Source organism: Halomonas sp. RT37, assembly GCF_040070525.1.
GTDB classification, from domain to species: Bacteria; Pseudomonadota; Gammaproteobacteria; order Pseudomonadales; family Halomonadaceae; genus Halomonas; species Halomonas litopenaei.
In genome coordinates, this window is record NZ_CP098827.1 from 1,326,995 (window position 1) to 1,347,532 (window position 20,538).

16 protein-coding genes and 2 riboswitches are annotated in these 20,538 nt (G+C 62.8%); of the genes, 8 read left to right on the top strand and 8 right to left on the bottom strand.

Going from position 1 to position 20,538, the window contains the following annotated elements:
• The first annotated feature begins 168 nt into the window (after positions 1-168).
• The 4 genes from NFG58_RS05925 (at position 169) to NFG58_RS05940 (ending at position 3,841) form a co-directional block, all read left to right on the top strand.
• Positions 169-1,257, top strand: coding sequence for a TRAP transporter substrate-binding protein (locus NFG58_RS05925; RefSeq protein WP_253555674.1), 1,089 nt, complete (start codon positions 169-171; stop codon positions 1,255-1,257).
• 122 nt (positions 1,258-1,379) lie between these two features.
• A complete protein-coding gene (locus tag NFG58_RS05930; RefSeq protein WP_222515403.1) occupies positions 1,380-1,931 on the top strand; it encodes a TRAP transporter small permease in 552 nt (183 codons plus the stop codon).
• Positions 1,932-1,934: 3 nt separating this feature from the next.
• A complete protein-coding gene (locus NFG58_RS05935) occupies positions 1,935-3,275 on the top strand; it encodes a TRAP transporter large permease (RefSeq protein ID WP_108131566.1) in 1,341 nt (446 codons plus the stop codon).
• Positions 3,276-3,358: 83 nt separating this feature from the next.
• Positions 3,359-3,841 carry a universal stress protein gene (locus NFG58_RS05940; protein ID WP_045991948.1) on the top strand — a complete coding sequence of 161 codons (483 nt, stop codon included), beginning with the start codon at positions 3,359-3,361 and terminating at the stop codon, positions 3,839-3,841.
• Positions 3,842-3,940: 99 nt separating this feature from the next.
• On the opposite strand, the gene NFG58_RS05945 is transcribed toward NFG58_RS05940, so the two are convergent.
• The 4 genes from NFG58_RS05945 to dctP all read right to left on the bottom strand — a co-directional run bounded on the left by NFG58_RS05945 (position 3,941) and on the right by dctP (position 7,917).
• Positions 3,941-4,714: an IclR family transcriptional regulator gene (locus tag NFG58_RS05945; RefSeq protein WP_045991949.1), complete on the bottom strand. Its 774-nt coding sequence runs from the start codon at positions 4,712-4,714 to the stop codon at positions 3,941-3,943.
• A 95-nt stretch (positions 4,715-4,809) separates the two neighbouring features.
• Positions 4,810-6,087, bottom strand: a complete 1,278-nt coding sequence (locus tag NFG58_RS05950; protein WP_045991950.1) for a TRAP transporter large permease — start codon at positions 6,085-6,087, stop codon at positions 4,810-4,812.
• A 10-nt stretch (positions 6,088-6,097) separates the two neighbouring features.
• Positions 6,098-6,685 (bottom strand): TRAP transporter small permease, encoded by a 588-nt coding sequence (locus NFG58_RS05955; RefSeq protein WP_083970277.1) that lies wholly within the window; start codon positions 6,683-6,685, stop codon positions 6,098-6,100.
• Positions 6,685-7,917 carry a TRAP transporter substrate-binding protein DctP gene (gene dctP, locus NFG58_RS05960; RefSeq protein ID WP_197037057.1) on the bottom strand — a complete coding sequence of 411 codons (1,233 nt, stop codon included), beginning with the start codon at positions 7,915-7,917 and terminating at the stop codon, positions 6,685-6,687. Before dctP ends, NFG58_RS05955 begins: the two co-directional genes overlap by 1 nt.
• 225 nt (positions 7,918-8,142) lie before the next feature.
• Between dctP and NFG58_RS05965 the strand changes: the two genes are divergently transcribed.
• Both NFG58_RS05965 and NFG58_RS05970 read left to right on the top strand, forming a co-directional pair.
• Complete coding sequence (locus NFG58_RS05965; protein WP_222515402.1) at positions 8,143-9,774, top strand: choline dehydrogenase; 1,632 nt, start codon at positions 8,143-8,145, stop codon at positions 9,772-9,774.
• 183 nt (positions 9,775-9,957) lie between these two features.
• Positions 9,958-11,007, top strand: coding sequence for a putative sulfate exporter family transporter (locus NFG58_RS05970; RefSeq protein ID WP_253029110.1), 1,050 nt, complete (start codon positions 9,958-9,960; stop codon positions 11,005-11,007).
• Between the two features lie 94 nt (positions 11,008-11,101).
• Here the strand turns inward: NFG58_RS05970 and pta are convergent, their stop codons facing one another.
• From pta to tenA, 4 genes are all read right to left on the bottom strand, one after another.
• Positions 11,102-13,264, bottom strand: coding sequence for a phosphate acetyltransferase (gene pta / locus NFG58_RS05975; RefSeq protein ID WP_213228484.1), 2,163 nt, complete (start codon positions 13,262-13,264; stop codon positions 11,102-11,104).
• Positions 13,261-14,475: an acetate kinase gene (locus NFG58_RS05980; protein ID WP_348827764.1), complete on the bottom strand. Its 1,215-nt coding sequence runs from the start codon at positions 14,473-14,475 to the stop codon at positions 13,261-13,263. Before NFG58_RS05980 ends, pta begins: the two co-directional genes overlap by 4 nt.
• Before the next feature lie 270 nt (positions 14,476-14,745).
• Positions 14,746-16,698 (bottom strand): phosphomethylpyrimidine synthase ThiC, encoded by a 1,953-nt coding sequence (gene thiC, locus NFG58_RS05985; RefSeq protein WP_348827765.1) that lies wholly within the window; start codon positions 16,696-16,698, stop codon positions 14,746-14,748.
• Between the two features lie 77 nt (positions 16,699-16,775).
• Positions 16,776-16,910, bottom strand: a riboswitch (TPP riboswitch).
• Positions 16,911-16,921: 11 nt separating this feature from the next.
• Positions 16,922-17,590 (bottom strand): thiaminase II, encoded by a 669-nt coding sequence (gene tenA / locus NFG58_RS05990; protein WP_213228478.1) that lies wholly within the window; start codon positions 17,588-17,590, stop codon positions 16,922-16,924.
• 81 nt (positions 17,591-17,671) lie between these two features.
• Positions 17,672-17,825, bottom strand: a riboswitch (TPP riboswitch).
• Between the two features lie 763 nt (positions 17,826-18,588).
• Between tenA and NFG58_RS05995 the strand changes: the two genes are divergently transcribed.
• Positions 18,589-19,647: a GSCFA domain-containing protein gene (locus NFG58_RS05995; RefSeq protein WP_348827766.1), complete on the top strand. Its 1,059-nt coding sequence runs from the start codon at positions 18,589-18,591 to the stop codon at positions 19,645-19,647.
• Complete coding sequence (locus NFG58_RS06000) at positions 19,644-20,348, top strand: hypothetical protein (protein WP_348827767.1); 705 nt, start codon at positions 19,644-19,646, stop codon at positions 20,346-20,348. The genes NFG58_RS05995 and NFG58_RS06000 overlap by 4 nt, the downstream gene beginning before the upstream one ends.
• Positions 20,349-20,538: the final 190 nt, after the last annotated feature.

Sequence of the window (20,538 nt, forward strand, 5' to 3'; positions counted from 1 at the left end):
GGCCCAATCGATGTGGGGCCACTGGTCCTATGGCGTCGATGCTCGACGGGGGAGAGTGAGTCACATGGCGGGTCGGACCTGACGGCGCTCGCCAGCCAATGACGATCAAGATGTGACACCCGCAACAAGATTCCGCTTTAAGCGGCACAACAATGATGGGAGTTCCGCATGCACACCAAGTCCCCTTTCCTCCGCACCACGCCCCCGCGCAACATGACTCCTGCGGCCATCGGCGCTGCCGCCTCGACCCGGCGCCTGGGCCCACGCCCGCTGGTGGCGGCGGTCGCCCTGGCGCTGCTGGGCGCCGCTGGCTCGGCCCAGGCGGCGACCTGGAAGATGGCGCTGGGCGACGCCGCCGGTGGCACCCAGCATGAGATGGGACAGACCTTCGCCAAGCTGATCGAGGAAAAGTCCGGCGGCGACGTCAGCGTGGACCTGTTTCCCAACGGCCAGCTGGGCAGTGAGCAGGACACCGTCAACAACGCCAGCATGGGCCTGCTCGACCTGTCGGTACTGGCGATCAACAACATCACGCCGTTCTCGCCCACGGTCGGGGTGATGACGCTGCCCTACGTGATTCAGAGTCCCGAGGACGCCCGCACCCTGACCCAGGGCGAGATCGGCCAGGAGATGGTCGACAACACCATCCGTGACGCCGGCGTGCGGATACTGGGCTGGGCCTACTCCGGCTGTCGCCGTCTGACCAACTCGGCGAGGCCGGTGGCGAGCCCCGAGGATCTGGATGGCCTGGTCATCCGGGTGCCCAAGAACGAGATCATGATCTCCGCCTACCAGTCCTGGGGCGTCAATCCCAACCCGCTGGCCTGGTCGGAGACCTTTACCGCCCTGCAGCAGGGCGTCGTCGACGGCCAGGACAACCCCTACATCACCATCGACGCGATGAAGTTCTACGAGGTCCAGGATCACGTCACCGACAGCTGTTATGTGTTCTCCATGGAGCCGTTGATCATGGGTGAAGGCATGTTCCAGAGCCTGTCCGAGGAGCAGCAGCAGTGGGTACTGGAGGCCGCTCAGGAGGCCACCGATCACAGCTACGAGTATCTGCTGGCCCAGGAAGACGCGATCAAGACCCGGCTGGTGGAAGAGCACGGCATGGAGATCACCGAGCCCGCCGACGGCGAGCAGGCGTGGATCGAACAGGCCACCGCCATCTGGCCCGACTTCTACGACAGCATCGGCGGCAAGGCCAAGCTCGACGAGGCGCTCGCCGCGCTGGGACGTGAGCCAGCCCCCTGATCAGTCACGACGTCGCTATCGTCTTGAATCCTCCCGGCGCCTGACTCCAGGCGCCAAGAATCATGGCACCGCCGGACGTCTGCCATTGGACGCCAGGTGGTGCCTGCTCAGAGGTCGTCGTGATGAATCGTCTATGGAAGCTCGTGGACAACCTCGAGAACTGGCTGTGCCAGCTGTTGCTGGTGACCTTCGTGGCGCTGCTGTTTGCCCAGATCATGCTGCGCAACCTGTTCAGCTATTCGCTGCCCTGGGCCGATGAGCTGGCTACCTACGCCTTCGTCTGGTTCGCCTACCTGGGGGCGGTCTACGCCGCCAAGAAGTCGGCCCATAACCGTGTCACCTTCCAGTTCCGTTTCTTCCCGCGCTGGGTGGAGGTGGCCTGCGGTGCGCTGACCGACCTGATCTGGATCGCCTTCAACCTGGTCTTCATCTGGCTCAGTTACGACTTCGTGTTCAACAAGATGAACACCTTCTGGAAGTCCCAGACTCTGGGCATCCCGATGAAGGTGTTCTACCTGATCCTGCCGCTGGCCTTCGTGCTGATGACCCTGCGCATCCTGCAGAACAACTACCTGCGCTTCGTCAAGCATCGCGAGCCCGTCGATCCCGAGGCCGAGGCCATCGCCGAGGCCAAGTCCTCGACGCTGTCGTCATCCAACGAGAAGGGAGACTGATCCATGGAGACGACCATCATCTACGTGCTGTTCGGCGTGTTCTTTCTGCTGCTGGTGCTGGGCGCGCCGATCACGGTGTCGCTGGGGGTGGCCGCGCTTGCCACCTATCTGTCGCTGGGGGAGAACCCCATGGCCTTCGTGCAGATCGCCTTCACCTCGGTGGGGTCCTTTCCGCTGATGGCGCTGCCGGCTTTTATTCTCGCCGGGGCCTTGATGGAAGCCGCCGGCATCTCGCGACGCCTGGTGGATATCGCCGAGGCCTTCGCCGGGCCGGTCACCGGCGGTCTCGCCGCCGCGACGGTGTTCGCCTGCATGTTCTTCGGCGCGATTTCAGGCTCAGGGCCCGCCACCACCGCGGCGGTGGGCATGCTGATGATCCCGGCCATGGCCAACCGCGGCTATGATCGCGGCTATGGCTCTGCCATCACGGCGTCCTCCGGTGGCCTCGGCGTGGTGATTCCACCGTCCATTCCCATGGTCATCTTTGGTATCTCGGGGATGGGTCTGCAGCCACCGGCGGAGGCCGTGGCCGCGCACGGCGCCTTCCAGACGCTGTCGATTCCGAAGCTGTTCATCGCCGGCATTCTGCCCGGCATGGTGATCGCTGGCTGCCTGTTGACCGTCAACTACATCATCTCGCGCCGGCGCGGTTACAGCGGGCTGAGCGACAGCTGGTCCTGGGACACCATCGCCAGGAGTCTGAAGCGTGGCGTGTGGTCGATCCTGGCGCCGCTGATCATCCTCGGCGGTATCTACAGCGGCCTGTTTACGCCCACCGAGTCGGCCATCGTGGCCATCGCCTACACCCTGATCGTCGGCATCTTCCTGCACCGCGAGCTCAAGTGGAAGCCTACGCTCAAGACTCTGGAGACCACCACCTGGATCACCGGACGGGTGCTGTTGATCCTGTTCACCGCCACGGTATTCGGCCGCTTGCTGGTCGAACAGCGGGTGCCGGCGGTGATCGCCGAGGGCATGCTGGGACTGACCGATAACCTGTACTTGATCTGGGCCATGGTTATCGCATTTCTGCTTTTTGTCGGCATGTTCATGGAAACCCTGGCGGCTATCATGATCCTGACGCCGGTATTGCTGCCGATCATGTACATGCTGGGCATGGACCCGGTGCACGTCGGTATCGTCGTCGTCTGTGCCCTGGCCATCGGCTTCCAGACGCCGCCCCTGGGGGAGAACCTGTTCGTGGCCTCGGGCATTGGCGGCGCCTCCATCGAGGAGATATCGATCAAGGCGCTGCCGTTTGCCGCAAGCTCGGTGTTCGCGCTGTTCGTGATCGCCTACTTCCCGGAAATATCGCTGTGGCTACCCCGTATGCTGGGGTATTGATTGCGCACCGTCAGCGCACCGCAAAAAAGGCCGGGTGTCTTCGCATGTCGCGGCGACCCGGCCTCTCGCCAAGGAGTCACGCCATGCCTGTTTCGATCTCGCGTCTTCTCTGTTGCCTGGGGCTGAAGGACGATTGCCGCCAGGTGCTTGCCCACACCCTGACGCTGGCCAAGGCCACCGGGGCCGAGGTTCACGTGCTGCATGCGGTCAAGTCGTTGTCCGATGACGTCATGCATACCCTCAAGGCCAACATCGGTGAACGCGCCACCCTGGATGGCTTGATGGAGCAGCGCCTGCGTCTGGCGCGAGAGCGTCTGGACGAATTTGTCGAGGCCTTCTGGCAAGAGCACGAAGCGAACCTGCCTGGGCGCGAGGTGGTGGCCGCCAAGTCGGTGCTGGAGGGTTACCCGGCATCGGAGATTACCCGCTACGCCGTGCGCCATGACTGCGACATGATCATCATGGCCACCAACAAGCGCGGCTTCGCCTCGTCCTATGCAGGCCGGGTGACCAAGGGCGTGATCAAGCGTGCCAGTGTGCCGGTGGTGGTGGTGCCACCGATGTAGCCACGAAGAACGTCAGTCTGGCTGGCCGAGCGTGTCCTGACCCGATCGGTCAGTCAGCGTACCTTGGCAATGCGTTCATGCGTTCATGCGTTCGTATGCTCAGTGGTCGAAGGTATCCTGCAGCTGCCCGGCGATACGCCGCATCAAGGGCGCCCACTCCATCAGCGAGTCGATGCTGTGGCGCAGCCGGGGCGCGTGGATCGCCAGCGTCGCCTGGATGCGCCCGGTCTGGTCGTACACCGGCACGGCGATGGCCACCATGCCCTGGATGAACTCCTCGTTGTCGGTGCTCAGCTCCTTTTCGGCGATGTCCGCCAGACGTCGCTCCAGCTCGTCTGCTTCGGTGGCGGTGTAGGGGGTATAGGCCTCCAGCGGCAGGTGCTTGAGCAGCTGGCGGCGCTGGGCCGGCCCCATCAGCGCCAGAAACATCTTGCCGCTGGCGGTGCAGTGCAGCGGAAGACGTGAGCCCGGCGGCAGCTGTATGCGTACCGGCCAGTTGGTCTCCACCCGTTCGTAGTAGAGCACCTCGTGACCTTCGAGCAGGGTCAGGTTGCAGGTTTCGTTGACCTCTTCGGCCAGGCGCTTGAGCAGCATACGGCGCGGCGCCTTGAGGCTTTCGTTGGCGAGCACGCCCATGGCCATACGGTGCAGTCGTTCGCCGGGAAGCAGATGCCGTCCTTCCACGTCGCGCACGATCAGGTCCTGTTCCTCGAGTTGCTTGAGCAGGCGATGCAGGGTGGGCTTGGGAATGTCGAGCTGACGCTCCAGGTCCGAGGCGCTGACGCCGTGGATCGAGGTGGCGATGGTTTCCAGCAGTACCAGGCCTCGTTGCAGCGTCGAATTGGTCGTGGTCCGAGTGCTTGCTGTAGACATACGCGATCCTTGACGACGGAAAATGGTGGCAGGCACTCATGATAACGCGGCAAGCCCGGTGAGGCTTGCCGCGTGCTCCTGCTTGCCTGTCGGTGTTACAGGTTCACCAGCATCAGTGACAGCGCCGGCCACATCGAGATCGCGATCCAGCAACTGATCAGCGCGATGAAGTAGGGGATGACGAACTTCACCAGGCGCAGGTAGGGGATCCCAGTGATGCTCGAGGCCACGTAGAGGTTGAGGCCGAAGGGCGGGGTGACGAAGCCGATGGCGGCACCGACCAGGAAGATCACCGCGAAGTGGATCGGGTCGACCCCGGCGTTCTGGGCGATGGGCGCCAGGATCGGTGCCAGGATGATGGTCACCGGCAGGCTCTCGAGGATCATCCCGGCCAGCAGGATCATCAGCATGCAGGCCCCCAGGATCACATAGTAGTTTCCCAGGCCACTGAGCAGGTCCTGCAGCGCCTGGCCCGCGCCCAGCACCGACAGCAGTTGCTGCATCACCACCGAGATCGCGATCAACGGCGCCAGCATGCCGGCGATCTGGCCCGAGCGCAGCATGATCGAGGGCAGCGCGGTGAAGCGAATCTCGCGGGTGATCAGTAGCCCCGCGATCAGGGTGAAGCCCACGGTGATGGCGGCGGCCTCGGTGGGCGAGAACTTGCCCGAATAGATGCCGTAGATCACCACCCCGATGGTGGCGAAGCCGAGATAGGCGCGCCTGGCAAAACGTGCGCTTTCACCCGCCTTGAACGGAATCAGGGTGCCCCAGCCGTGACGTCGCGCCACCAGGTGGCAGGCCGCCATCATGCCGAACACCATCATCGCCCCGGGGATCATGCCGGCGATGAACAGGTCGCTGATCGACAGGTTCATCATGAAGCCGTAGACGATAAAGATGATCGACGGCGGGATGATGATGCCGACCGTTCCGCCGGAGGCGGCGGTGGCGGCGGAAAAGCGCTCGTCGTAGCCGTTCTTGACCATCTCCGGCTGCATGATCGAGCCGATGGTGGCGGTGGTGCCGGCGTTGGATCCGGAGATCGCCGCGAACAGGCCGCAGGCGCCGAGGGTGGCCATGCCCATGCCGCCACGCAGCCAGCCCAGTACCGAATAGGCGAAGTCGGACAGTCGCTTGGCGATGCCGGCGGCGTTGATCAAGTCGCCGGTCAGGATGAACAGCGGCAGGGCCAGCAGGCCGAAGAAGCTCAGGCCCTGGAACAGGGTGACCCCGATATTGGCCAGGGTGAAGTCGATGATCAGGCTGGTGCCGACCACCCACAGGCCGATCACCAGGAAGATCGGTACCCCCAGCAGAAAGATGGTGGTGCAGCCCGCGGTGACCAGGCCGATAAGCATGCCGTCGGTCATGACGTCTCTCCTAGTCCATGATGGACGGTTGCAGGTTGAACGGCTCACGGCGCCGGAAGCGCGCGATGTCGCTGGCCAGGTTCTGCAGTACCCGGAAGATGATCAGGGCCCAGGCCAGCGGTGTGGCGAGGTAGAACCACCACTGCATCACGTTGTCGGTGCCCGGCACGATGGCGAAGTTCATGTGCGCCAGTTCCACCTGGGCGATGGTGAAGTGGATGACCAGGGCGCCGAAGCCGATCCACAGCACGGCGTCGAGTACCTGGCAGGCGAACTGACCGGCGTAGGGCAGGCGCATGCGAATCTCGTTGAGCGACAGGTGGGTGCGCTGCTTGACGTTGAGCGAGGCGCCGAACCAGGTCAGCCACAGAAACAGCAGCACCGGAATGCTGGTGCTCCAGGGCGCCTGCAGGCTGAAGAAGAAGCGGCGGATGACCTCGACGAAGATGATGCCCGCCATGCCGCTGTAGGAGATCAGGATGATCACCTTTTCCAGATTGGCGTCGAGCCACTTGATCGGCGCCAGCCAGGCGGGGGTCGGCCGATCGGCGACGTCGTTCGACGTCGCCTGGGCCGCGGTGGCCTTGTGATCGGTCATTACGCCCTCCACCAGCGCTTCGGCGCCACGTTGACCGCCGCCATCTCACGCGGGATCTCCCGGGCGATGGTGTGGATTTCCTTGTAGATGTCGACGTCGCCGGCCCAGGCATTGAGCCGCTCGCGCCACTGCTCCCAGGGCTCTGGGTTGAACTCCGGGGCGCATAGCTGCTCGGCCTGGGCACGGATCTCGTCGGATAGCGGGGCCACCCGCACGTTGTTCTCGGCGAACACGGTGCCGGCGGCGGGGTGTTCGGTGGCGCCGACGATCTGGTAGCGGCCGGCCTCGTTCATGCCCTGGGTGAAGATCTGGGCGGCGTAGGCCGACTCCATCACCTGATCCTGCAGCTCGGCATCCAGCGCCTCGAACTTCGACAGGTTCATGGCGGTGTGCTCGGTACCGGCGAAGAAGCGCAGGTCGACCGCCTGGGACACCACCGGCGCCATGCCGGCGTAAGCCACCGCGCTCATCCAGGTCTCGGCGCCGTCCAGCAGGCCCTGGCGCAGGCCGTCCAGGGTCTCTTCCCAGGCCACCGGGACCGGGTTGAGGCCAAGCTGTTCCATGGCGATGCGGCCAAGCTGGGTGCCGGTGACGCGGTTCTTGGTGCCCTGCAGCACCTCGAGGCTGTCCACCAGCGGCTTGTCGGCCCAGCTCTGGCCCATCATCAGCCCGCGCAGGTCGCAGTGGGTGAACAGGAACTGCAGGTTGTGGCGCTGGCGCATCGGCTCGCGCAGCAGGGCCTCGCTGCGAGGGTCGTAGAAGAAGTGAAACATCGAGGCGACGCTCGGGAACATGTAGGCGAAGTCCAGCACGTTCAGGTAGGGCGCGCCGCCGGCGGAATTCTGGGTCGAGGCCGAGAAGATGTCGACGATGCCCTGCTGGGCCTTGCTGACGCAATCGAGCTGGTTGCAGACCTCGTTGGAGCCCATGAACTCGACGCGGATGGCGCCGTTGGTGCGCTCCTCGACGTCACGGGCGAAGAACAGCTGCCCGGACTTCTGGATATCGAGATTGCGCTCGTTGAAGCCCGAGGCGCCAAAGCGCAGCTGGAACTTGGGTTCGGTCTGATAGCGGCGTTGCTGCTCGGCGTCGGCGGCTCGGGCCAGGCTCGAGGCGGTGAGGCCAGCACCCAGACCACTGGCGGCCAGCAGCGTGGAGGTCATGCCGAAGCGACCCGAGATATTCAGGAAGTCGCGGCGCGACACGTCTGATGAGAAGAGGCGTGAACTCATGGAAGGCTCCCAGTCTTGTGTTTGGTGTAGGGATGCAGGGGAGTGCCGGGGCGTTCGCGCTTGGCGATCGTCGCCTGGCACCGGGCCCGACAAAGGGCCTTGACCACACCTTAGAAGTCTCTCGGGAATAGATCAATAAAAATGAGTTTTTTTGTCTCGATATTGATATTTTGAGAAAATTGTCTAGTATCAATTGAGACAAAACGTCTCGATTGAGTGAGCGACATGACAACCACAACACCACCGCCAGAGGCTTTCGACTACATCATCGTGGGGGCGGGCTCCGCCGGCTGCGTGCTGGCCAACCGCCTGAGCGAGGACCCCGAGGTGTCGGTACTGCTGCTCGAGGCCGGCGGGTCCGACTGGAATCCGTGGATCCACGTGCCCGTGGGCTACTTCAAGACCATGCACAATCCGGCCACCGACTGGTGCTACCTCACCGATCCCGACGAGGGCATCGACGGTCGCCGGCTGCAGTGGCCCAGGGGCAAGGTGCTGGGAGGGTCAAGCTCGCTCAATGGGCTTCTGTACATCCGCGGTCAGCGCGAGGACTACGACGATTGGGCGCAGCTTGGCAATGACGGCTGGGACTATGACTCGGTGCTGCCCTACTTCAAGAAGTCGGAGTGCCAGGAGCGAGGCGCCGATGACTACCACGGCGCCGACGGGCCCTTGAAGGTCTCGGATCTGCGCCTGCGCCGCGAGATCGCCGAACGCTTTATCGAGGCGGCCAAGGCCTCGGGAATTCCCGAGAACCGCGACGTCAACGGGGCCAGCCAGGAAGGCGTGGGCTACTTCCAGCAGACCTCCTACAAGGGCTTTCGCTGCTCGACCGCCAAGGCGTTTCTGCGTCCGGCGCTCAAGCGGTCCAATCTCACCCTGGTCAAGCGAGCCCACTGTCAGCGGCTGCTGCTGGAGGGCAAGCGCGTGGTCGGGGTCGAGTACCGCCAGGGGCAGAGCACCCATCGGGCAAGCGCCAGGCTCGAGGTGCTGCTGTCCAGCGGCGCCATCGGCTCGCCGCAGATCCTGCAGTGCTCCGGCATCGGGGACCCCGACCACCTGGCCGAGGTCGGCGTCGACTGCCACCACGCACTACCGGGCGTCGGCGAGAACCTGCAGGACCATCTGCAGATCCGGCTGGTGTTCAAGACCTCCTGTCGCACCCTCAACGACGAGGTGCGTCATCCGCTGAGAAAGCTGGCGGTAGGCACCCAGTACGCCCTGACCCGCACCGGACCGCTGACCCTGGCGGCCAGCCAGGTGTGCATCTTCACCCAGTCGCGGGAGGGCCTGGATCGCCCGGATATCCAGTTCCATATGCAGCCGCTGTCGGCGGACAAGCCGGCCGAAGGGGTGCATCCGTTCTCGGCCTTCACCTCCTCGGTGTGCCAGTTGCGTCCGACCAGCCGGGGGCGTATTCGCATCACCAGCGCCGACCCCGCCGTCTACCCCTCGATCCAGCCCAACTATCTGAGCACCGAAGAAGACTGCCGCGTGGCGGTGGACGCCATCAAGGTGGCGCGACGCATCGCCGAGCAGGCACCGCTTGCCGAGGTGATCACCGATGAATACGTGCCGGGGCGGGAGTATCAGAGCGACGAGCAATTGCTCGAGGCCGCCCGGCGCTACAGTCAGACCATCTACCACCCGGCGGGCACCTGCAAGATGGGCCACGACGACCTGGCGGTGGTCGATGACCGACTGCGGGTGCACGGTCTCGAGGGCCTGAGGGTGGTGGACGCCTCGATCATGCCGATCATCGTCTCGGGCAACACCAACGCCCCGACCATCATGATCGCCGAACGCGCGGCGGACATGATCAAGGCCGATCGCCGTGCCCAGGCGCGCGTCGCCTGACGTGCAGCGCTGGAATCTCGACGGCGGATCGATGCCATCGGGGCCTGGCCTTACTCGAGGCCGCGCTCTGGCCCTAACGTCGCGACAGCGGGCTGGGCCAGGATCAAATCAATAGCGCGTCATCGGCTGACCCGCTGAGCGCGACCCCTGCTACGCGAACAACGAATAAACGAGAGGACGCCCATGTCCCAGCCAACGACACACGCCAAGCCCGAGACGCCCGTGACCGGATGGCGTCGCCATCTGGAGCCCGCCCGGGAGCGCATGCCGGGGGTGCTGATCTGCATCACCATTGCCCTGGCCACCACCTTTATCGCCGATCACTACGGTGGCCCGACCCTGCTCTACGCACTGCTGTTCGGCATGACCCTGCACTTTCTCAGCGAGCAGGGCCCTTGCCTGGTGGGGGTGGAGTTTGCCGCCCGCACCATCCTCAGGCTGGGTGTTGCCCTGCTGGGTGTACGCATCACCCTGGAGCAGGTGGCGGAACTCGGGATCGGCCCGGTGGTGACGGTGGTCGCCGGGGTGGTGCTGACCATTCTGGCGGGAAGCGTGCTGGCGCGACTGCTGGGGCTGAAAAATGACCTGGGGCTGCTGACCGGCGGGTCGGTGGCGATCTGCGGCGCCTCGGCGGCGCTGGCACTGTCTGCGGCGATGCCGCGCAACGAGATCGCCGAGCGCAATACCATCCTGACCGTGGTTGGCGTGACGACGCTGTCCACCGCCGCCATGGTGCTCTACCCGCTGCTGGTCGGCGCGCTGGAACTGACCGACACCCAGGCCGGCATCTTTCTTGGTGGCACCATCCATGACGTCGCCCAGGTGGTCGGTGCCGGCTATATGATCTCCGACGAGACCGGCGACATCTCAACCTTCGTCAAGCTGTTGCGGGTCGCCATGCTGGTGCCGGCGGTGATGGTGTTCATGCTGCTGTTTCGCCGCGCCCGTGGCGGTGAAGGCGGCAAGGTGCCGATGTTCCCGAGCTTCCTGGTGGCCTTCGTGGTGCTGGTGCTGATCAACAGCCTTGGTGTGATCCCCCAGGTGATGGTCGAGGGCATGACCGACCTGTCGCGCTGGTGCCTGGTCACCGCCATCGCCGCACTCGGTATCAAGACCTCCTTCCAGAAGCTCGCCGTGGTCGGCTGGAAGCCCGTCATCCTGATGGTCGCCGAGACCGTCTTCCTGCTTGGGCTGGTGCTGGTGTGCCTGTATACCGGCATCGCCGAGTGGTAGCGAGCGGTCCCGGGCCAAAGCCCACACAAATGCCAAGGCCCCGGTACTCCCGGGGCCTCGGCGTTTCTGACGGTCTGTGGCGCTGTGCTGGTCGTTACTGACCGGCCTGGATCGCGGTCAGCGCAATCGTATAGACGATATCCTCCACCAGGGCGCCCCTGGACAGGTCGTTGACCGGCTTGTTGAGGCCTTGAAGCATGGGGCCGATGCTGACCACCCGAGCGCTGCGCTGGACCGCCTTGTAGGTGGTGTTGCCGGTGTTCAGGTCCGGGAACACGAACACCGTGGCGCGACCGGCCACCGGGGACTCCGGTGCCTTCTGCCGGGCCACGCTGGCGATGGCCGCCGCGTCGTACTGCAGCGGGCCGTCGATGGCCAGGTGCGGCGCCCGTTCCCTGGCGATGCGAGTCGCCTCGCGGACCTTGTCGACGTCGGCGCCGCTGCCGGACTCGCCGGTTGAGTAGCTGATCATGGCGACCCGCGGCTCGATGCCGAAGGCCTCGGCGCTGGTGGCGCTCTGCAGGGCGATCTCGGCCAGCGTCTCGGCGTCGGGGTCGGGGTTGACCGCGCAGTCACCGTAGACCACCACCTGGTCGGGCAGCAGCATGAAGAACACCGACGACACCTGGCCGTAGCCGGGGGCGGTCTTGATCAGCTGAAAGGCCGGGCGCACGGTGTTGGCGGTGGTATGCACGGCGCCGGAGACCAGGCCATCGACCTCGCCTTCGGCGAGCATCATGGTACCCAGCACCACGCTGTCATGAAGCTGGGCCTCGGCGGTCAGCGGGGTCAGCTTGCCACGCCGGCGCTCGACCATGGGTGCGACAAAGCGACCACGCTCGGCGTCCGGGTCGAGGATCTGCAGGTCGTCGGGCAGTTCAAGGCCACGCGCCTTGGCCACCTCGAGGATGGCGCGACGCTTGCCCAGCAGCACGCAGTTGGCGATGCCACGACGCTGGCACAGGATGGCCGCTTCCAGGGTGCGTGGCTCGTCGCCTTCGGGCAGCACGATTCGCCGACGCTTGTGCTGGGCCATGCTGACCAGTTGATGGCGGAAGGCCGCCGGTGACAGGCGGCGCTGGGCGTCGTCGTGAATCAGTGCCAGCAGCCAGTCACGATCCAGGTGATCGGCGACGAAGGCGCAGATGGCCTCGGCGCGCTCGTGATCATCCACCGGGATGCCGCCGGACATCTCGGTGAGCCGGGCCACGGTGGCGTAGCTGTCGGTGTCCACCGAGAGTACCGGCAGCCCCGAGGCCAGCGCCGGGCGACAGACGTCGATCAGCTGCTGGCTGGGTGACTCGCCGTGGGTCAGCAGGAGGCCCGCCAGGGGCACGCCATTCATGGTGGCCAGGGCCGCCGCGAGCAGGGTGTCGTCGCGGTCCCCGGGTGACACGATCAGCTCGCCGGGACGCAGGGCGTAGAGCAGGTGCTCGGCGCTGCGGGCCCCCAGCGTCGAGTGGGCGACGCGGCGGCGATCGGCCTCGCCGTGGTGCAGGATCCTGGCATCGAGGGCACGGGCCACGTCTACCACTCGCGGTGCGGTCAGGGAGGCCCGGTAGGGCACCGCCGCGACCACCGGCAGGGTCAGATCGGCGCCGCTGGCGAGCTGCTGCTGCCAGTGCTGGCGATGGGCGCGGGCCTCGACCTCGCTGACCGAGGCCAGGGTCTGGTCGATGGCCGAGCCGTCGCCGTCCCCCGGCAGTCGCATCAGCATGGCACCCAGAGTACGCACCGAACCCACCGCGTCGATGCTCTGGCGATGGAACTGCAACTGCTTGGCCAGCTCCTGGGGATCGGCGATCTGGCCATCGGCGACCAGTACCACCTGGGCGTCGAGGGCACTGGCCAGGCGCACGTTGAGGTCGAAGGCGTAGGCGTTTCGCGGCAGTGGGCGAACGCCCTCCACCACGATCAGCGCCGGTGCCTTGCCGGTGGCAGGGCGGGCGACGCGGGCGTGACGCTCCACGGCGAGTTCCAGCAGACCATCGCGATCGTCGCGGCCGAGATACTGCTCCAGTGTCTGGCGCGAGATCGGACGCGGCGAACCTATGCCCAGGGTGCTGGCCACCAGCGAGCGGGCGCGTTCGTCGTTGTCACTTGCCTGCTCGCCACCTTCGGACTGGCTGAAGGGCTGCAGAAAACCCGCGTCCAGCCCTAGCGTATCCAGTGCACGAAGCAGGCCGAGGCCGGCGGAGGTGAGGGCGACGCCGTCGTCGATGGGGATCAGCAGCAGCGTGCGGGACTGGGTGCTCACAGAACCTCCTCGAGCTTTGGCGTGGACGCCTGGCTCGCGATCAATTCCCGGGTCTGGCTGGCGATATAGCCTTCTTCGTCGGTGGGGATGACGCGGATCTCCGGCGCCGAGCTGGCGCCTCGGTCGTGGATCTGGCCTTCCTCGCCACGCCCGAGGCTCTCGTTGGCGTCAGCGTCCAGGCGCACACCGAGGGCCTCCAGGTGGCCCAGGGTCCGGGCGCGCACCAGGGCAGAGTTTTCGCCGATGCCGCCGGTGAAGGCGATGCCGTCGATCCGGGGCAGGGCACAGGCCAGGCCCGCCAAGGACTTGGCCAGGCGGTAGCAGAACACTTCGATGGCCAGGCTCGCGCCGGCGTGACCTTCACTGGCGGCCTGTTCGAGCTCACGCATGTCGTTGGTCAGCTCGGACAGCCCCAGCAGTCCGCTCTTCTGGTTGAGCAACTGATCGACGCCCTCCAGCGACATGCCTAGCTGGCGCGCCAGGTGCAGGTGCAGGCCGGGGTCGACGTCACCGCTGCGGGTGCCCATCACCAGGCCTTCCAGCGGGGTCATGCCCATGCTGGTGTCCAGGCTCCTGCCGGCCCATACCGCAGTGGCGGAGCAGCCATTGCCCAGGTGGGCGATCAGCCAGCCGCCTTCACCACGGGCGCTGACTTCTGTCAGGCGTCCGGTCACGTAGGCATGGCTCGAGCCGTGGAAGCCGTAGCGACGGATGCCGTGTCGGCTGTAGAGCTCTTCGGGGATGGCGTAGCGGTAGGCGTGGGGCGGCAGGGTCTGGTGGAAGGCGGTATCGAACACCGCCACCTGAGGCAGATCCTCGAACAGCCGGCGCGTGGCGACGATACCGTCGAGGTTGGCCGGATTGTGCAAGGGAGCCAGGCTGATGGTCTGGCGAATGGTGCGCACCACGGCGTCGTCGAGCAGGGTAGCGGCGGTGAAGCGCTCGCCGCCGTGTACCACCCGGTGGCCGATACCGATGGGCCGGTGGACGTCAAGGTGCTCGAGGATGGTCTTGAGCGCCAGGGCGTGGGTCGCTCGGGGAAGCGAGACCTCGCGGGCGCTGCCGTGTTCGTCTACAAGCTTGAGGCGAGCCTCGTGGCTACCCAGGCGCTCGGCGATACCGGACAGTCGGGGAGCGTCGGGGGCCTGATCGACCAGCGCGAACTTGATCGAAGAGGAGCCGCAGTTGATCACCAGAATCGGGGCTTTCATGCCATCTCCAGAAAAGACGCCTTGGTGAGGCGAGAATGCGTGGGATGGCGGCGAATCTAGCACCGCCCCGGGGCGCGAATAACTGGCCTGGGGAGGTAGTCGAACGGCTTTGCTGGTGGATCCGACGAAGCCGTGATGAGCGTCAAGTGCATGAATCTTCGAGTTAGACTTTTGTCTAACTTTGTGCGGCAGAACTGGGACCAGGCGTACAAGACGTGCATCCCCGGGCAGTCGAACGCTGCCCGGGGATGCGCCGGGGAGTGGCTTGTCTCAGACTTCCTTGTAGAGCTCCGCGCCTTGTTCACGGAAGGCCCGGGCGCGCTCCTCCATGCCGGCCATGACGGCGTCGCCGTCACCCTCCAGGCCGTTGTCGCGGGCGTAGTCGCGGACCTCCTGGCTGATCTTCATGGAACAGAACTTGGGGCCGCACATGGAGCAGAAGTGGGCCACCTTGGCGGAGTCCTTGGGCAGCGTCTCGTCGTGATAGGCGCGGGCGGTGTCAGGGTCCAGGCCCAGGTTGAACTGGTCCTCCCAGCGGAACTCGAAACGCGCCTTGGACAGGGCGTTGTCGCGGCGCTGGGCGCCGGGATGCCCCTTGGCCAGGTCGGCGGCGTGGGCGGCAATCTTGTAGGTGATGATGCCGGTCTTGACGTCGTCCTTGTCGGGCAGGCCCAGGTGCTCCTTGGGGGTGACGTAGCACAGCATGGCGCAGCCGTACCAGCCGATCATCGCCGCTCCGATGCCCGAGGTGATGTGGTCGTAGCCCGGGGCGATATCGGTCACCAGCGGCCCAAGGGTATAGAAGGGCGCCTCGTCGCAGTACTCGAGCTGCTTGTCCATGTTCTCCTTGACCAGGTGCATGGGCACGTGGCCGGGGCCTTCGATCATCACCTGGACGTTGTGGTTCCAGGCGATATGGGTCAGCTCACCCAGGGTCTTGAGCTCCGCCATCTGGGCCTCGTCGTTGGCGTCGGCCACCGAGCCCGGGCGCAGGCCATCGCCCAGCGAGAAGGCCACGTCGTACTGCTTGCAGATCTCGCAGATTTCCTCGAAGTGGGTGTAGAGGAAGCTTTCCTGGTGATGGTAAAGGCACCACTTGGCCATGATCGAGCCACCTCGGGAGACGATGCCGGTGACCCGGTTGGCGGTCAGCGGCACGTAGCGCAGCAGCACGCCTGCGTGGATGGTGAAGTAGTCCACGCCCTGTTCGGCCTGCTCGATCAGGGTGTCGCGGAACACCTCCCAGGTGAGGTCCTCGGCCACGCCCTTGACCTTCTCCAGCGCCTGATAGAGCGGCACGGTGCCGATCGGTACCGGCGAGTTGCGGATGATCCACTCACGGGTTTCGTGGATGTTCTGGCCAGTGGACAGATCCATGATGGTATCGGCGCCCCAGCGGATGCCCCAAGTCATCTTCTCGACCTCTTGCTCGATGGAGGAGGTCACCGCCGAGTTGCCCAGATTGCCATTGATCTTCACCAGGAAGTTGCGCCCGATGATCATCGGCTCGGCTTCCGGGTGGTTGATGTTGGCGGGGATGATGGCGCGCCCGGCGGCGACTTCCTGGCGCACGAACTCTGGGGTGATCTCCTCGGGAAGACGGGCGCCGAAGCCCTGCCCGGGATGCTGGTGGTCAAGGATGCGCTCGACCTCATCGCTGCCTCGATAGCCATCGGCCAGGGCCTGTCGACGCTGGTTCTCGCGGATGGCGATGAACTCCATCTCCGGGGTGATGATGCCGCGGCGGGCGTAGTGCAGCTGGGTAACATTGCCGGCGCGGCCATCGGCGCCACGACGTGCGCGGCGCGGCGTACGAGTCAGTTCGAAGCGCAGCGGAGCGAGCGTCGGGTCGTTGGCACGTCGGCGACCGTAGTCCGAGGTCGGGCCATCGAGCCATTCGGTGTCGTCGCGCTCCTCGATCCAGGGCCGGCGCAACTCGGCAAGCCCGCGGCGCAGGTCGACCTCGACCTGGGGATCGGTGTAGGGGCCGGAGGTGTCGTAGACCAAGAGCGGCGGGTTGGCCTCATCGGCCCCGGAGGTGCGGGTCGCCGACAGCGAAATCTCGCGAAACGGCACCCGCAGGTCGTCGCGGGAGCCCTGTACATGGACCTTGCGAGAGCCCGGCAGCGGCGCAACCGCGGCCTGGTCGACCTGGGCGGTCTCGGCCAGGAAGTGCGCACTATGGCGGGGTTTGTTTGAGGAAACGGGTTGATCGAGCGGCATTGGCTTGTCCTTCTCACGGCACTGGGTGCTGTCGTTGTTGTAGGCATGGCGCGAGGAAGGAGGGGGCGTCGTGGCCTGGGCCGTGAGCGCTTGATCCCTACGCTGGTCCTCACCGCGATGCCATGGCATCGGGGTTACCCCCAGATCAGGTTCAACGGGTCCCATGCGCTGCATGATCTCAGCCGCCTCTGGCGGCCCCCCGTCAAGCGTGGTGCTGATTGTGTTAGTCGCTTAGATCGAGTCCCATCTTCCAGAAGTCGATCTCGAGTCGTGTTGCGTCGGCGAAGATCCGTGACAGTCGCGCGAAGCGCTCGCCGGACACCTGGCCAAGCTGATCATCGAGCCAGGCCTGCTCCTGGCGCGCTGCGGCCTGGAAGTCGTCGCTTTCGTACATGGCGATCCAGGCGTCGAAGGGGTTGTCGGCACCGCGCAGGGTGTCCGGGCGGGCGTTGAGGTTTCGTGCGATATCGGCGTAGCCGACCATGCAGGGGGCCAGCGCCACGTGCAGGTCCAGGAGGTCGCCGCGGCTGCCGGCGTCCAGCACGTAGCGGGTATAGGCCAGGGTGGCGCGGGCTTCGGGCAGCTCGGCGAGTTCGGCCTCGCCGATGCCCCAGTCGCGGCAGAAGGCGAGATGCAGGCCGAGTTCCACGTCGAGGATGGTCTTCATGCCGTCGAAGGCGCCGCGCAGCTCGTCGAGGCTGTGGCTCTTGTAGGCCGCCAGGGCGTAGGCCCGGGAGAACTGCAGCAGAAACAGATAGTCCTGCTTCAGATAGTGACGGAAGCTGGCGTCGGCCAGTTCACCACGGCCAAGGGCGAGCACGAAGTCGTGTTCGATGTAGGCGTGCCAGTCATCGCGGCAGGCGTCGACAAGATCGGTAAAGCGGTAGCCCATGTTGCCTCCGGTTGGTGCGAATCCGGAGAGCGGCGGCCAAGGACACGGCGACGAGAAAGGAGGGAGGTGCGCGCGCAGGGGCTGGCACCACCGCCTGATTCCCTACGCCGGTTCAAGGTGTGAAGCCACACCGCACCCGGATCAGGTTCCACGGGATCGGCGCTGGCGGCCGGTGATTCGTCACCCTGGCCCTGCGCCATCTCAGCCGGATTCACCGGCACCCCGTCAAGCGAGTCTGGATCGAGTCTAGCATGACCTCGAAGGGAGTCCACCTCGGCTTGGCAAGAACCGATCCCGATCAGTAGATACGCCGCTGGGGGGAGGAGGTTTCCACGATATCGCGAGAGTGCAACTGCCCAGATATCTGGAGAAGTTTCCGCATGGTTGAGAATGCATTTTATCCGATTGAGGAAATGTGGCGAAGTAGAGTCCTGATTGATCAATTCGACAAAGTTTCGACGATTTTGTTGTTATTTAAAGGGATATTTGCGTGGTTTTTCCTGGATGTTCTCTGGATTGTATTTGCGTGTTTTGCGGCTGCCTGATAGAGAATATGTGAGAGAATCTAGAGTGAAAAAAGTACGTTTGTTTTATCGATATTCTGACAGTCGTTGTGCGCTTGACGACTCCTTTGTGAAGAAGGGCAGAAAGTGACAGGTGTGTTGGTCCCGTTTTATTGGCAGCATTGGTTCGCCGAGCTTTCATGGAAGCTAAAAATGCTTGCTTTGTTCTCTTTTGAACCACCCGTGGGTCAGGTAAATGGTGCATGGGGAAGGTTTTTATGAAGGGCTCCGGGGCCGTTGTCAGTGCTCGTTTCTCAACACAATAGACAAATATTTCGCCTATCTTTTTTTATGCAAATATTTTAGAAAGGAAGACGAGATGCCAGTGTTGGCGTAAACATTCCTATTCGTCGTGGCAATGTGTGATTTAAGATAGACGTTATCAATTTTGTTCGTTCACGACCGATGTTATATCTTATATCTGAGGTGATTAATATGAATCCATATTCGACACTTCCAGACCGTGCCTTCTGGAAAAAAGCTGTATCCGAAAAGTCGTTTTTTGACATATCCAATTTGTGGTCTCCACAGTTCAAGATCACAAAGGATAGTAGGGTGGTTACCTTCGGTTCCTGCTTTGCGCAACATATTGGAAATGCTCTTGATAGCAGAGGGTTCAACTGGGTCTCGACAGAAACTCCACCCAAGGGACTCTCGCAGGAAAATGCAAAAAAATACAATTACAATATTTTTTCGGCCAGAACCGGGAATATATACACTACCTCATTGTTGAAGCAGTGGGTAGAGTGGGCAACAGGGATAAAAGAGCCGCCTGAGGAGATTTGGGAAAAGGACGGACGGTTCTATGATCCCTTTCGCCCCGTGGTGGAACCAGAGGGTTTCTGTAGTAAAGAAGAGTTAATGCTCTCTCGAGAGGAGACAATAAAAGCGTTTAGGGAATGCATCGTCTCATCAGACTTCTTTGTCTTCACCCTAGGGTTGACTGAAAGCTGGTTCAATGCGGAATACGGCTACGAGTATCCGATGTGTCCCGGAACTTCAGCAGGGACCTACCTGAAAGGTATCCATGCGTTCAAGAATCAGATGTATCCCTCTGTGATGAATGATCTGCGAGATGCCATAGAAATAATGCGTCATGAGAATCCTGCGCTACGCCTTATATTGACAGTTTCCCCTGTTCCTTTGGTAGCGACCAACTCCAGGAACAACGTGATCGTCGCTACAATGGAATCCAAGTCAGTGTTGCGCGCCGTGGCTGGGCAAATTGCTAGAGGTTGTAATTATGTGGATTATTTTCCTTCGTATGAAATAATCAACAGCCCGGTTTTCAAGGGGGTGTTTTTCGAACCCAATCAACGAAGTGTTAACCCCCACGGTGTCGATTTTGTGATGAATCATTTTTTTTCTTCTCTGAGGACAAAGTTCGGCGCTGAGATTTTCGGAAAACAAAACAAGAGGGTAGGTAACGTAAAGAAAGTTAATGATCTGGTTTGCGAAGAAGAGATCTACGACGCCTTTGGAGGTAAGGAATGAAGAAAAATATTTGTGTGCTGGGCAATAGCCACGTTGGTGCTTTGAAAAGAGCCTGGGACCTGATGCCGGAGTGGCATCAAGAATATAATCTTGTCTTCTTTACCGCTAGAAGTAATGGCTTGGGTGGACTGATTCTCATCGATAATAAACTTGTTCCAAAAACAGCTAGATTAAAGAGAACCATCACCTATACATCGGGTGGCAAGAGTGAAATTGATATCGTTGAATATGACCTATTCTTGATTTACGGACTTCAGATGGAAGTTTTTTTTGTCGAACTTGGGAAGTTTTTTTCATCAGCAGTAATAAAACAAGCCGTGCAGGATAGTGTCAAGGGTACGACGTCCTGGAAGATCATGGAAATGATCAGGAGCGTGACCAATAAAAAGATATATGTTGGACATAATCCCCTGCCTATTCAGAAGAAAGGTGATGATAGAAGTTATCCTCCGGAAAGCTACCTGTCCGGAATAAAGTTGATGAACGATGAAGTGTATGATAAATGCAATGCCGAGTTGATCGCTCAGCCTGCTGATACCATCGTCAACGGATGTTTTACGGAGCGGGAGCTCTCGAAGGGAAGTAAAAGATTGCCTGTAGGGGATGCCATGGATGAGGAAGCGCATCCAGACCATGATATCAGGCATATGAACGAAGAGTTCGGGAAAAAGTGGCTATCCTGCTTTTTAAGTAGAGATTGACAAAGGGTTGTCCTGGCGGATGTGTGTTATTCGGAGCTGGAGAACGCTCTTTGTAGAGCAAAGCGTTACCACCAGACAGCGGCAAACAGATGAATCATGGATCACGCCACTATGCTTGACGTGTTGTAGTCCGCTGGGATTCCCCCTCCGGATGATGCAAAAGGAGGGGGAGGACACAACGCTGTGCCAC